General features: G+C 68.8%; 12 protein-coding genes. 1 reads left to right on the top strand and 11 read right to left on the bottom strand.

Annotation, left to right across the window (positions count from 1 at the left end; genetic code table 11):
• Positions 1-17: 17 nt before the first annotated feature.
• Positions 18-1,577 carry an ATP-binding protein gene (locus ABZW18_RS18750; RefSeq protein ID WP_356188659.1) on the bottom strand — a complete coding sequence of 520 codons (1,560 nt, stop codon included), beginning with the start codon at positions 1,575-1,577 and terminating at the stop codon, positions 18-20.
• 658 nt (positions 1,578-2,235) lie between these two features.
• On the opposite strand from ABZW18_RS18750, the gene ABZW18_RS18745 reads away from it, so the two are divergent.
• Positions 2,236-2,439 (top strand): transposase domain-containing protein, encoded by a 204-nt coding sequence (locus ABZW18_RS18745; protein WP_356188657.1) that lies wholly within the window; start codon positions 2,236-2,238, stop codon positions 2,437-2,439.
• 7 nt (positions 2,440-2,446) lie between these two features.
• Here the strand turns inward: ABZW18_RS18745 and ABZW18_RS18740 are convergent, their stop codons facing one another.
• The 10 genes from ABZW18_RS18740 to ABZW18_RS18695 all read right to left on the bottom strand — a co-directional run bounded on the left by ABZW18_RS18740 (position 2,447) and on the right by ABZW18_RS18695 (position 13,811).
• Positions 2,447-3,484, bottom strand: a complete 1,038-nt coding sequence (locus ABZW18_RS18740) for a phosphotransferase family protein (RefSeq protein WP_356188655.1) — start codon at positions 3,482-3,484, stop codon at positions 2,447-2,449.
• The gene (locus ABZW18_RS18735; RefSeq protein WP_356188653.1) at positions 3,477-4,259 is read right to left on the bottom strand and encodes an SDR family oxidoreductase; all 783 of its coding nucleotides are present in this window, start codon (positions 4,257-4,259) and stop codon (positions 3,477-3,479) included. Before ABZW18_RS18735 ends, ABZW18_RS18740 begins: the two co-directional genes overlap by 8 nt.
• A gap of 1 nt (position 4,260) precedes the next feature.
• Positions 4,261-5,490, bottom strand: coding sequence for an acyl-CoA dehydrogenase family protein (locus tag ABZW18_RS18730; RefSeq protein ID WP_356188651.1), 1,230 nt, complete (start codon positions 5,488-5,490; stop codon positions 4,261-4,263).
• A complete protein-coding gene (locus ABZW18_RS18725) occupies positions 5,477-6,289 on the bottom strand; it encodes an enoyl-CoA hydratase-related protein (RefSeq protein WP_356188649.1) in 813 nt (270 codons plus the stop codon). The genes ABZW18_RS18730 and ABZW18_RS18725 overlap by 14 nt, the downstream gene beginning before the upstream one ends.
• On the bottom strand, positions 6,286-7,104 hold the full coding sequence (locus ABZW18_RS18720; RefSeq protein WP_356188647.1) for an SDR family oxidoreductase: 819 nt from the start codon (positions 7,102-7,104) through the stop codon (positions 6,286-6,288). The genes ABZW18_RS18725 and ABZW18_RS18720 overlap by 4 nt, the downstream gene beginning before the upstream one ends.
• 685 nt (positions 7,105-7,789) lie before the next feature.
• The gene (locus ABZW18_RS18715) at positions 7,790-8,476 is read right to left on the bottom strand and encodes a TetR/AcrR family transcriptional regulator (RefSeq protein WP_356188645.1); all 687 of its coding nucleotides are present in this window, start codon (positions 8,474-8,476) and stop codon (positions 7,790-7,792) included.
• Positions 8,477-8,832: 356 nt separating this feature from the next.
• A complete protein-coding gene (locus ABZW18_RS18710) occupies positions 8,833-9,798 on the bottom strand; it encodes a nitronate monooxygenase family protein (RefSeq protein ID WP_356188643.1) in 966 nt (321 codons plus the stop codon).
• 59 nt (positions 9,799-9,857) lie between these two features.
• A complete protein-coding gene (locus tag ABZW18_RS18705; RefSeq protein WP_356188641.1) occupies positions 9,858-11,384 on the bottom strand; it encodes an AMP-binding protein in 1,527 nt (508 codons plus the stop codon).
• Positions 11,385-11,712: 328 nt separating this feature from the next.
• On the bottom strand, positions 11,713-12,351 hold the full coding sequence (locus tag ABZW18_RS18700) for an HAD family phosphatase (protein WP_356188639.1): 639 nt from the start codon (positions 12,349-12,351) through the stop codon (positions 11,713-11,715).
• A gap of 260 nt (positions 12,352-12,611) precedes the next feature.
• The gene (locus ABZW18_RS18695) at positions 12,612-13,811 is read right to left on the bottom strand and encodes an acetyl-CoA C-acyltransferase (protein ID WP_356188637.1); all 1,200 of its coding nucleotides are present in this window, start codon (positions 13,809-13,811) and stop codon (positions 12,612-12,614) included.
• Between the last annotated feature and the right edge of the window lie 37 nt (positions 13,812-13,848).

Below are 13,848 nucleotides of genomic sequence, written 5' to 3'. Positions count from 1 at the left end.
TCAATGACGTGAAACTGCTAGGGGGCCGGGTCTGGCCGCGTATGTTCGCCACGGGACGGGGAGGTCTCCGTTTCCTTGGCTTCTTCGGCCAGGCGGATGCCGGTCTGGAATGCGGCCATCAGGCCGGCATCGTGCTCGACATCCTTCGACGCCACGGCAGCGTGAGGGGGTTGCCGCAATTCCGGGGAGAGGTGTTCCTGACGGCGGCGCTTCGGCAGCAGGGGGCGATCCTCTCCCGGCGTGGGGGCCGCGACGGGGGCGATTGGCGGTTCGGCCACCGGTGCGGGTTCCGCGCCTCGAGCGATGGGCGTGTCCCGCGCACGCGTCTGCTCCGCCGATTCGTCGGGGTGTCCATGAGGGGCGGGGGGAGCGACGCCCGACGGTTGTTGCTGTGGTTCCGCCACATCCGGACGCCGGCCCAACAGCTCATGCGGCAGCACCACCACCGCCTCCGTACCGCCGTAGATATTGCTCTGAAGTTGTACGGCGATACCGTGCCGCCGGGCAAGCGCGGAGACCACGAACAGGCCGATCCGACCGTCCTGGAGCTGCTCGCCCAAAGCGATCCCGTCAGGGGAAGCGAGCAGGGAATTCAGCTGGTTCCGCTCAGTGGACGTCATGCCCAGACCACGGTCCTCGACCTGGACCGCCAGCCCGGCGGTGACGTGCTCGGCACGCAGCAGCACCTGGGTCTGGGGAGGGGAGAACACCGTGGCGTTCTCCACCAGCTCCGCCAGCAGGTGGACCACGTCGACGACCGCGTGCCCGCTCACCGTGCCGTCTACCGGAGGCACCATCTTGACCCGCGAATACTGCTCGATCTCGGCAGCCGCGGAACGCAGCACATCGCTCATGCTGACCGGTCGGGTCCACTGGCGGTGGGAGACGGCGCCGCCGAGCACGGCGAGATTCTCGGCGTATCGCCGGATACGGGTAGCCAGGTGATCCACATGGAACAGGCCCTTGAGCAAGTCCGGGTTCTCGACCTCGTTCTCCAGGTCGTCCAGCAGCCCGATCTCGCGGTGCACCAGGGACTCCAGCCTTCGGGCCAGATTGGCGAAGACCTCGAACTGCACGCCGCCGCGCGCCCCTGCCGCGGTCTCCGCCACAGTCGCCTCGGCAGCGCGCTGGGCGGATGCGACCTCGTGCCCGAGCCGGTCCAGCGCATCCCCCGTCGCCCCGGGGAATCGGTTCTGCTGATTCCGCTGACGCTCTATCAGCTGCTGGCCACGCTCTGTCTGCTGCCGCAACTTCGCCAGTTCGGCCTGGCCGCGTGCTGCGAAGCAGCTCAGCTCGGTATAGCGGCGCTCGACGGACCGCGCCTTCGCTGAGGCGAAGTACCCCGCGCCCGTGAGGATCCCGCAGATGAGCAGCAGCGCGCCCGTGAGCAGCCCCCAGAAGGCGCCCTTGTCGACGTGGCCCACACCCGCGGTGAACAGGAGAGCAGCGGCTGCGGCTCCCGTGATCGCGACCAACCCGGCAGGCAACACCGCGAGTAGCACCATGTGGCGCTCAGCCGCCTTGCCACGACCGCCCAGATCGTCCGGGACATGCCACGCTTGGGAGCCGACTGACATCGGCTCCTGGTGGGCATGAGCGGGCAACATCGAAGGTTCCTGCATCACGTTCCCTGGATACATATCGGCCAGCTGGCCGAAAAGTGTACGACGCACATTACCTCCAACAGCGCTCCACGTCACGGGTGGTTACGTCGTGGGGAACGATTGATCAGACCGCACGTTCCCGAACTGGCCCCAGTGCCGTGACACACACCGGTCGAACGTGCCAAATCCGTGCCAGAACGAACGGGCACTCACGGGCAGTGGCGGCAAACTCGAGGGAACTGACAGCGGGTCGGCCTCGGCAAAGCCGCGAGGCAGACGAAAGCGTTCGTCAGCTCATGCCGCCAGGGCCAGGTGGAGGCGGCGGCCGCCGCGGGTGATGCGGGCTGCTGCGTGCAGCAGCCCGTAACGGGGCTTCTTCGGCTCGGGATGGCCAACTCTCCGTCCAGCAGCAGGTTCTGGTGACGTGTCGACGGAGGCTGGGACGCAACAACGGAATTCCCGGTAGGACAGAAGATCGACCAAGATCCGGCTGTCCGCGAGGGAACTCCGTTGGCCGCTCAGTGTGCCATCGCCCGCCCGCCGTCTGCCATCGCGGAGGACAGTCATGTCCCGTTGAACGGGCTGATGGTGCCGCCGGAACGGCGTTTCGGTAGAGCATGTCCGGCTCGGCGTGTTGACCGAGGAGATCAGCCCTGGGCCGGCGGACGAGGTCGTGGAGTCGACCGGCTGCGGCGAGCGTCGGCGCCGGCTGTCGCCGGTCCGGGCGGTGGTCTCCTTCATCTTGGCGTTGTGCCTGTTCAGCAGCTCCGACAGCGCCGTCCGCCGGGAAACATCTGATTCCCCGCACGGCGCCCATCGCGATCGCCTTCGCTGAATACTTCTCAGATCCCGGCTTCGCGAGCGATTCGACATGCCTTGTCCACGAGCGCATCGATACGTTCCACGGTGGGCGTGCCTGTCGCGCTCTTGTTCTTGGGTTCATCGATCGCTCGCCTCATCACGCCCTCGGCAATCACAGCCACCTTCCACAGGCCCAGCACGTGCCAGAATTGCAGTGCCGCCGGGTCCCGGCCTGTTTCGGTCAGGTACACCTCAGTGAGCCGGGCACGGTCCGGGAAGCCTTCGAGGACGGAGGCGGCGAAATCGCCCCCGGTCTCCTCCTCCCCCGGTTCCGGCCAGTACGCCAGCAGGCTGCCCATGTCCGCCAACGGATCCCCCAGCGTCGACAGCTCCCAGTCGAGCGCCGCGGTCACCTCCCCGCTGTCGTAGGAGGTGATGACGTTGCGCAGATGGAAGTCGCCGTGTACGAGCGTCAGTTCGCGCTGCTCCGGGACGGCCGCGACAAGGCGCCGGGTGAGGTCCTCGAGGGCGGGCAACTCGCGGGTCCTGGACCTCTCCCACTGGCCCGACCACCGCTTGAGCTGACGCTGCGCATACGGCTTGTGGCTGGCCAGACCGGTCAGCCCGGTCGCCTCGAGATCGACCGCGTGGATCTTCGCCAGCGTCCGCGGCAACGACATTCCGATCGCCCGGCGGCGCTCGGGCGTCAACGACTGCGCGATCGACATCCTGTCGACGACTTGGCCGTCCACGAACTCCATGAGCAGCAGCGGGAGGTCGGTCACGGCAGGATCATCGGTCAGCCCGAGCACCCGCGGGGTCGGGACGGCGGTGCCCTCCAGCGCGGTCAGAATCCGCGCCTCGCGGGCCACGTCGTGCGCCGACGCCAACAGGCGACCCAGCGGTGGGCGCCGCAGCACCCACCTGCCGCCGTCCTGGTCCGATACCAGGTAGGTCAGGTTCGACTGGCCGAGCCCGATCCGGTCGAAAGTCAACGGCCCGGCGAAGTCGACGCCGAGGGTCTCGAACCAGCGGCTCACCGCCCCGGCGTCGATTCCGACGATGTCCGCGCTAGACACCGATGCCGGCTCCTTGCCTGAACGGGAGCGCGTCACCGAGCAACTGCCCGCCGTCGATCACCATGGTCTCGCCGGTGATCCAACTCGCGGCGTCCGAGACGAGAAAGGCGACCGCCGAGGCGATGTCGGCAGGCTCCCCTATGCGCCCAAGCGCTGTCGAGGCAGACACGGCCTGCTCGTGCTCCTTCCACAGAGCCTCCGCCAGCTTCGTGCGCACCACACCCGGTGCCACGGAGTTGACGCGAACCATTGGCGAGAGTTCCAGGGCCAATTGCTTCGTGAGATGGATGAGTGCGGCCTTCGACGCGTTGTACAACCCGATGTTCGCCTCGAAGCCCATGCCGCCGACCGAAGCGGTGTTGACGACCGCCCCGCCATGCTCGCCCATCCAGGCCCGCATGGCCAGACCCGTCCACAGGACGGGAGCCCACAGGTTCACGTCGAAGGTCTTGGCGAACCGACCGTGGTCCTGGTCGATGACCGGCCCGAAGGCCGGGTTGGTCCCCGCGTTGTTGACGAGGATGTCCAGGCTTCCGAAGCGCTCGAGCGTCAGATCCACACAGCGCTGGGCCGCCTCTTCGTCGACCGCGTGCGCACCGACGCCGACCGCTGTTCCCCTGACCTGGGCCGCGGCGGCGTCCGCCGCCTCCTGGGACCGGGAGGTGAGGACGACGTTTCCGCCGGCGGCGGCGATGGCCTGGGCGATCGCCAGCCCGATACCGCGCGAGGCGCCGGTGACGACGGCGGTGCGACCGGTGAGATCGAGTCCTGCCATCTCAACCCACCGCTGCCGTGGCGGCGTCGCGGTACTGCCGCAGTTCCTGTTTGGCGATGGCCCGCTTGTGGACCTCGTCAGGACCGTCCGCCAGCCGCAACGTCCGCAGTTGCGCGTACATCATCGCCAGCGGGAAGTCATCGGTCACTCCTGCTCCCCCGTGCACCTGGATCGCGCGGTCGACGATCTTCAACGCGATGTTCGGGGCGGCCACCTTGATGGCCGCGATCTCGGTGCGCGCTTCCTTGTTCCCGACCGTGTCCATCAGATACGCGGCCTTGAGCGTGAGCAGGCGGATCATCTCGATATCGATACGCGCTTCCGCGATCCAGTCCTGGACATTGGACCGGTCGGCAACCGGACGACCGAACGTCACCCGTGACTGCGCACGCCGACACATCAGCTCCAGCGCCCGCTCGGCCGCGCCGATCGCCCGCATGCAGTGGTGGATACGACCGGGCCCGAGCCGGGCCTGGCTGATCGCGAAACCCTCACCCTCGCCCTTGAGTACGTCCTTGACCGGCACCCGGACGTCGGTGAAATCGATTTCGGCGTGCCCCTCACGGTCCTGGTAGCCGAACACCGGCAGCCCGCGCATCACCGTGATCCCGGGGGCGTCGATCGGGACGACCATCATCGACTGCTGCCGGTGCGGGTCAGCGGTGGGATCGGTCTTCCCCATGACGATGAGCACCTTGCAATTGCGGTGCAGGGCATTGGACGCGAACCACTTACGGCCGTTGAGCACGTACTCGTCACCGTCGCGCTCCATCCGCAACTCAATATTGGTGGCGTCGGAACTGGCGACACGCGGCTCGGTCATCGCGAAGGCCGAGGCCATCGTCCCGTCGAGCAGGGGCCCCAGGTACTTCTCCTTGTGCTCGTCGGTGCCGAACCGCGTGAGCACCTCCATGTTGCCGGTGTCGGGAGCGTTGCAGTTGCACGCCTCGGAGGCGATGTGACTGCGCCCCATGATCTCCGCCAGCGGCGCGTACTCGAGGTTCGTCAGCCCAGGGCCCCACTCGGCGTGCGGGTGGAAGAGGTTCCACAGTCCGCGCTTGCGCGCCTCCGCCTTGAGTTCCTCGATGATCGGCGGGTGGAAATGCGGGTCACCCGACGCACGCATCTGCTCGTGGTACACCTCCTCAGCGGGGTAGATGTGCGAATCCATGAACTCGAGCAGATCCGCCTGGTACTTCCTGGCGCGGTCCGACATCTCAAACAGGGACATCTGAACTCCTGACGGGTAGGGAGGGAAAACTCGGTGGGCGCTTGTCGAGGTGACTGGCCACGCCCTCGACGAAATCGGCCCCGCGGAAGGCCTGGAGCATGACGCCTTCCGCCCGGGTCACGGAATCGGCGTAGGTGCCGTCCGCGTCGCCCTGCAGTTGGCTCTTGATGGTGGCCATGGATGCCGGGGAGCAGCGCGTCGCGAGCTCAGCCGCGTACGCGACAGCGGCATCGACCACATTGCCGGTGGGGACCAGGTGGTCGAGGAGTCCGATACGGAGTGCCTCCTCGGCGTCCACCATGCGACTCGACAGCAACAGGTCCGTTGCCCGGCTGTGCCCGACGAGCCGGGGCAACAGCCAGGAGATCCCGTACTCGGCGATCAGCCCGCGCTGCGCGAATGCCGTGGTGAACCGGGCCGACGGCGAGCCGAAGCGAATGTCGCAGTAGAGCGCCTCCACCATGCCCAGGCCCGCGGCCACCCCGCCCACCGCTCCGATCAGCGGTTTGCGCAGGGTCAGCGGCACGTCGCGCGGCCGGCGCCGCGCCCTGTCCGCCTCGGAGACCTCGCCGGCCGCCTGCAACCGCTGGAGGTCGGCGCCGGCGCAGAATCCGCGTCCCGCGCCGGTGACCACGACGGCGCGTACGTCCGGGTCGTCTTCGGCGGCGTCGAGCAGCGTGAAGTAGCGGTCTTCGAGTTCGTCGGTCCAGGCGTTCAGCTTGGCGGGCCGGTTGAACGTGAGCACCAGCACGGGCCCGCGGTGTTCGGCGAGGACGAGCTCGCCCGGCGCGCCGGTCATGCCTGCGCCAGCAGGGAGCTCTGGTAGCGGCGCATCCCGCGCAGCCACCGGTCGTAGTCCGAGCCCTTCTGCCGGTACATGTCCAGAACGTCTGTGTGCGGCAGTATCAGGAAGCGCTCGCCCTCGATCGCGGCGAGGACGGCGTCGGCGACCTCCGCCGGCTCGAGGACGTCACCCGCGGACGTGACGGCCTGCGTGGCCGCTCTCCCCAGGACGTCCCCGGAGTCCTTCCCGGAGGACAGCATCCTGGTGTTCACCCCCATCGGGCACAGACAGCTGACATGGACCCCGCGATCGCCGTAGGTGACACTCAGCCATTCGGCGAATCCGACGGCCGCGTGCTTGGTGACGGCATACGTGGCGGAGCCGATCTGGGTGAGCAGCCCGGCCGCCGAGGCGGTGCTGACGAAGTAGCCCTCGCCGCGCTCGAGCCATCGCGGCACCAGCAGCCTCGCCGCACGGATGTGGGCTCGCAGGTTCACGTCGATGGATAGGTCCCAGTCCTGCTCGCCCGCGTCGAGGCCCGGTGCCCCGCCGATGCCCGCGTTCGCGAAGTAGAGGTCGACCGGACCGAACGCGCTCTCCGCCAGGGCGATCAACTGCTGGATCTGGGCGGTGTCCGACGCGTCCGCGCCGGCGCTGACGGTGCTGCCCGGATGGTCGGCGTTGACTCTCTCCGATACCGCCCGCGCGGTGTCCGCGTCGAGGTCGGCGACGACGACCCGGGCGCCTTCGCGGGCGAGCCGGGCGACCAGCGCGCCGCCGATGCCGCCACCGCCACCGGTGACGATGGCGACTCTTTCTGCAACGTTCACAGCGAACCCTCTCCGTGGCGGGGCGTGCGGTGCCGGGGCACGGCCCCGAGATGTGACCGTGGTCCCCGCCCAACCTTTATAATTGAATCTGACGTCAAGTTCAACCGTCTGGTGCGCATCGCCACGTCGAGAAGGCCGCCTCGCCCCACTGAACTGCGGACAGAGATTTCACGGTCGCATCGCCGCCCTTCCGTCCGTCCCCCAGAGGTACGAGCGGCTCACCGAACGGATCGGCAAGGGGCTCGGTCCTACGGAAACCAGAAGCGGGTCAACGCCTTCGCCAGACGCGAGAGACGGCCACTCGGCCACGAGCGCCCGGCCGCGAGCCCCGCTGACGGGCGTCATCGCGCACCGGCTCCACGCCTCTGACCCGGACCGGCCCTGCGGCCGTGTCGTCGCAACTGCTGACGTTCGACAGCTTCGCCCCGAGCCTCGGCGACGGCTGCGGCCAGGTACCGTTCCCCGCCCCTGACCGGTCGGCTTACCCATCCGCCTGCGCGCGATCGTCACATCCGTGGAGGAGGGGGAAGGAGAGAAGGTACCCGGCGGTACCAGGGTGTGATGAGTCAAGTGGTCGAGCGTGAACTCGCGCAAGCCGATCCTCGTCGCCGATGCGGGCGCCGGGATCCGGGATCGTCGAACGATCGTAGGCGGCAGGCTCCGCCCCGGCCGGCGCTACGGCGGATCAGCGGTGGCCGGGGAAGCGCAGGGCGTTCGCCCAGAGCCGGGTGACCGTGGACACGAGCTCCTCGAAGTCCACAGGCGCACCTTCTGCTTGCCTTTCGCCGAGCGCGAAGGCGTTATAGGCCATGACGCTGACCATGCCCGACAGCGCACGGGAGGCCATCATCGGATCGACCTCACCGTCTGCGACACCCCGCGCCTGCAGGTCGGCGATGCCGCGGGCGTTGCGGCGGATGAACGTATCCGTGCGCCGGCTTCGGAACTCACGGAACTCCGGCTCCACTTGTGCGACCTGCTCAAGCAGCGCCATCAGCTTCGCGTTCCGTTTGTACGCCTCGAGATACGCGCGATTGCTCGCCTCGAGTACCGCATACGGATCGTCGGTACCCTGCACCCGGCCCACGCCGGGGTGCAGCATGTCCTCCTGCGCCTCCAGGAGGACGGCGGCAAGCACCTCTTCCTTGTTGGCGAAGTAGGTGTAGAAGGATCCCGCCGCGCATCGGGCCTCTTTGGTGATGTCGGCCAGGCGGGTGTCGAGGTAGCCGTCCCGCTCGAACACCTTCCGCGCGGCCTTCACCAAAGCGGCGCGTGTCCGCGCTCCGCGCTTCGTCGTCGGCGGCTCGCGAAGTGGCGAGAGGGGCGCCATCGGAGGTGCCTTCTCGCTGTCCTCGGGCGCAGTGGTGTCCATCCCCCGAAGTGTACTTGAATCTGACGCCAGCATCACAAATGCGCAAGGTGCGCGGGCTCGGGGGAATTCCGGAGCCGGTTCCCGACCCGTCCGTGGAGCGACCGAAGCGGCCGGAGTCCAGGCGCTCGACCACATGGGGATGCGGCGCCGTGACCATCCGCACAGCGGACGGTCACCGACGCGTACCGCCCTACGGCGCGCGGCCGTTGCACTGGCGGGCGCCACGGGTTCCGCGACGCCGAGGAGGCGACGGCGGCGCCGGTTCCCGCGAGCGGGGCGGCGCCGGTCGCACCGAGTGGCCGTACCCGCCGAGTGCGGCACTCAGCGGTGGGATGCGGCTGGCGGCTGCCACACCGTCACATGCGCTGAAGCCGGCTCTTCGCCTCGGCGTACTCACCGGCGAGGCGCTCGACGACCGCTGCCGCGGGAAGTACCGCCCCGACCGCGCCGACGCCTTGACCGGCGCCCCAGACGTCCCGCCACGCCTTCGCCCCTTTGATGTCCTGGTTTCCGAAGTCCATGGTGGACGGATCGGAGCCGGGCAGTGCGGCCGGATCGAGCCCCGCGGCCTCGATGCTGCCCCGGAGGTAGTTGCCGTGCACGCCGGTGAACAGGTTGGAGTACACGATGTCCGCAGCGGTGGAGTCCACGATCATCTGCTTGTACTGGTCCTCCGCGTTCGCCTCGTCGGTGGCGACGAACGCCGAACCCACGTAGGCGAGGTCCGCGCCGACGGCCTGCGCGGCGAGGATCGAGCGGCCGTGGGCGATGGAGCCCGACAGCAGAAGGGGGCCGTCGAACCAGTCGCGAATCTCCTGGACGAGCGCGAAGGGTGATTGCGTGCCGGCATGCCCGCCCGCGCCCGCGGCGACGGCGATCAGGCCGTCCGCGCCCTTCTCCACCGCCTTGCGCGCGAACCGGTTGCTGATGACGTCGTGCAGCACGATGCCGCCGTAGGAGTGGACCGCATCGTTGACATCGGCCCGGGCGCCGAGAGAGGTGATGACGATCGGCACCTTGAACTCCACGACGGTCGCGAGGTCCTCCTCCAGGCGTGAGTTGGTCTTGTGCACGATGAGATTGACCGCGAACGGCGCGGACGGTGCCTCGGGACGGTCGGCGTCGTGCTTGGCCAACTCCTCCGTTATGCGCTGCAGCCATGCGCGCAGCGCCGACTGGGGCCGCGCGTTCAGCGCGGGGAAGGAACCCACGATGCCGGAGGCCGACTGGGCGATGACCAACTCCGGATTGGACACGATGAACATCGGCGATGCGACCACGGGCAGGCGAAGCCGGTCCCGCAGGATGGGAGGCAGGCTCATGAGCAACTCACCATGCGTCTCTCTAGTGCGGCGGACACGTCTCGTCCGTCGACGGATGTTCAGTTCCGGCGGGCGGGTACGTCGCCGAGCGCGGGATCGCGGGTCAGCTCCGTACGGTCGATGGAACGCTTGAGGATCTTCCCGCTCGGGCCCTTGGGCAGCGCGTCGACGAACCGGATGATGCGCGGGACCTTGTAGGCGGACAGCCGCTCTCGTGTCCAGCTCGACACCTCGGCGGCACCGAGATCCGAACCGGGCCGGGCGGCGACGAGCGCTGCGACCTCCTCGCCGTAGTGGTCGTCGGGAACGCCGATCACGGCTGCCTCGATGATGTCCGGGTGCTCGTAGAGAACCTCCTCGACCTCACTCGGGTAGACGTTGTAGCCGCCGCGGATGATCAAGTCCTTGATCCGGTCGACGATGCGCAGGTCGCCGTCCGTGTCGGTTTCACCCAGGTCGCCGGTCCGGAACCAGCCGTCGGGCGAGTTTGCCGCGGCGGTGTCCGCGGGGCGGTTCCAGTAGCCACGCATCACCGTGGGTCCCTTGATGTGGACCTCGCCGGCGGTACCCGGCGGGCACTCGTTGCCGTCGAAATCACGCACCTGGACCTGCAGCCGCGGGACCGCCCGGCCGGTGTACCCGGTCTTGCCGCCGCGGTCGATGTCGTTGAAGGTGCCGAACGCGGTGGTCTCGGTGAGCCCATAGCCTTCGAGGATGGTGCAGCCGAAACGGGCCTCGAAGGCCCGGGCGATCTCCCCTGGCAGCGACGCGCCCCCGGAGACGGCGACGCGGAGCCCGGCGAAGTCCGCCGGGTTCGCATCCCCTGCCGCGTGCAGCATCGCGTTCCACATGGTCGGTACACCGGCCATGATGGTGAGCCGGTCGCGGCGCAGCATCTCCAGCATCGACGCCGGGTCGAATCGGGCCAGCAACGACATCGAACCGCCCACGGTCAAGGTCGCCATCATGACCGACGCCTGGCCGAACACGTGGAACAGCGGGAGTCCGGTGCCGGTACGGTCGGCGCTCGATCCGCGGCTGCACTCGGCGCCGATCTCCCCGGCGGACAACAGGTTCCCGACCGTGAGCTGGGCACCCTTCGGCCGCCCTGTCGTACCCGAGGTGTACAGAATGGCCGCGGTCTCGTCGCGGTCCCGGTCGACGACGCGGGCGGGGGCGGCATCGGTGACCGTCGCGCCGGGGGACAGCGTCCAGGAGGGCACCTTGAGCGTCGCGGCCGCCTCCGCGACGGCGGGGCCCAGGGCGTGCCATGCGATCGCCAACGAGCACCCGGCGTCGCCGAGGACGTATTCGACCTCGGCCCGGGTGGACATCGTGTTGACCGGCACCACGACACAGCCCGCGGCCTGGATCCCGAGGTAGGCCACCACGAACTCGGGCACCGACGGCGCCGCCAGCAGCACCCGGTCCCCGGGCGACAGGCCCGCGGCGGCCAAGGCACCCGCATACCGAACGCTCGCGTCGCACAGCTGCCGGTAGGTCCACTGATCCGCGCCGCCGCGCAGCGCGATGTTGTCGGGAGTTGCGGCCGCGTGGCGGCGGACCGGGTCGAAAACACTGGCCATGGGCGGTGCCTTCCGGGGATGTCAGCAGGTGATGCGGTACGGGTCTCACCCTCGCCCGTCAGTAGAATTGAATCCGGCATCGAATTCAAGACTTTGGGCCCGGGGGAAGTGGCCGGAGGTGCGTATCGCCCAGGCCTCTCGCCGTGGACGACGGCGATGCCACCGTCGCGAACCGCGTACAGCAGCTCGTCCGGCCGCCTGGGCGGGCAGAGGTGGTACGGGGAGGCAGAAGGCATGAGCACCGCACAGGGCGAAGCGCGAGCACTGCCGCTCGGCCCGCGGGCGGTGCCGACGGGGCATGACCGGTCTCCCGCGACCGGTCGATCGGTCAGGCGGTGATCCTGAAGCGTTCGGCGAGTTGGCGGCGGGTGTCGGTGGCACTGGTGTGCAGCACGCCCCCGATTCCGATCCGCGCCGCTCCGTCGAGGTTCTGCTGCAGATCGTCGATCATGACCCCCTCCTCGGGGGCGACGCCGAGGCGTTCACATGCGATCGCGTATATCCGCCGGGAAGGCTTGCGGATCCCGACCTCGGAGGAGATGACGACCGCGTCGGCCACAGCGGCGAGGTCGACGCCGTCGTAGGTTCCAGCGCCGAACGAATTGGATACCAGCGCAACGGGGTACCCGGCGGCGCGGAGATCATCGAGCAGGGCGAGCACGTCCTGGTCGATCGACATTCCCGCTTGCATCCGGGCCGTGAGCCCCTCGGCCGGTACGTCGGCGCCGTGGGCACGGAGACGCTCGGCGAATCCTCGCTCGAAGGCTTCGGCGTCGATACGGCCGCACTCGTGGTCGGCCAGGAGAGTGCGTGATGGCTGGTCCCGGCTGAGGAGGTCCAGCGGCAGGCGCGGGTCGCCGCCGAGCGAGGCGCCGAAGTCGGTGAAAGCCCGCAACACACTGGAGGTGATGACCCCGCCGAAGTCCACGAGAACCGCGGTTCGGGCCTTTTCCACCACATTCGACACAGTACCCACACCCTCTCTCACGGCCGGCTTTTCACCGGCCTCATACAACGGCAGCCATGTCCCGCCGGCCTCATCGCGCGGCCTCGCGGAAGCCCGCGGAAGGATGAGGGCGGGCGGGCCCCTTTTCGTCGACTCCGCGACCCCGACGGCCGCGCCCCGGCCTCGTGGAGAGGCAGGGACCGCGGAGGACTCGGAGGACGAGACGGGTGCCGCGACCACCGGCCGGCCATTGCCTGCGCCGCCCAGCCGGGACGCGGACCTCAAACGACCTCGAACAGCCCGGCTGCGCCCATTCCGCCGCCGACGCACATCGAGATCACCACATACCGGACGCCGCGGCGCTTGCCCTCGATCAGGGCGTGCCCCACCAGGCGGGCACCGGTCATTCCGTACGGATGGCCGACCGAGATTCCGCCGCCATTCACGTTGAACCGCTCCGGGTCGATGTTCAGTTCGTCACGGCAGTACAGCGCCTGGGAAGCGAACGCCTCGTTGAGTTCCCACAGACCGATGTCGTCGATGGTGAGGTCGTGCTGCTTCAGCAGCTTGGGAATGGCGAACACCGGACCGATCCCCATCTCGTCCGGCGCGCAACCGGCAACGGCCATACCCCGGTACACGCCCAGCGGCTCCAGCCCGCGGCGCTCGGCTTCCTTCGACTCCATCAACACCGACGCCGAAGCCCCGTCCGACATCTGTGAGGAGTTGCCCGCCGTCACGCTGGAATGCGCGGTCACCTGACCGTCCGGCAGTACCGCCGCCACCCCGGCCAGGCCCTCGAGTGTCGTCGACGCGCGGTTGCCCTCGTCCCGGGTCAGGGTCACGGCCTCGTCCCGCACCTCCCCGGACTGCTTGTCCAGGACCTTCTTGACGCTGTCGAGCGCGACGATCTCCTGGTCGAACCGCCCGGCCTCCTGCGCCGCCGCGGTGCGCTGCTGTGACACCAGCGCGAACTCGTCCTGGCGTTCCCGGCTCACGCCGTAGCGTTCGGCGACGATCTCCGCCGTCTGCAACATCGGCATGTAGATACTCGGCTTGTGCTCGACCAGCCAGGGATCCGCCATGCGGTGGGTGTTCATGTGGTCGTTCTGCACCAAGGAGATCGACTCGACACCGCCGCCGACAGCGACCTGCATTCCGTCGCCGACGATCTGCTTGGCGGCCGTCGCAATCGCCATCAGGCCCGACGAGCACTGCCGGTCGATCGTCATCCCCGACACGGTGTCCGGAAGTCCGGCACGGAGAGCGGCCTGGCGGGCGACGTTGCCACCGGAGGCCCCCTGCTGCATGGCGCAGCCGAGGATCACATCCTCGACCTCGCCTCCCTCGAGCCCGGCGCGCCGCACCGCGTGCGAGAGGGCATGGGCGGCAAGTTCCTGCGCCTGGGTGTCGTTGAACGCGCCGCGGTACGCCTTCCCGATCGGCGTCCGTGCCGTCGAAACGATGACTGCTTCCCTCATGTCGCCTCACTGCTTCCTGTCGGGCCGGTTCGTCCGG

Origin of the sequence: Streptomyces sp. NPDC004647 (assembly GCF_040609575.1) — a bacterium.
GTDB lineage: Bacteria > Actinomycetota > Actinomycetes > Streptomycetales > Streptomycetaceae > Streptomyces.
The sequence above is the reverse complement of the archived record's forward strand: the minus strand, read 5'-3'. Positions and strand labels throughout refer to the sequence as shown.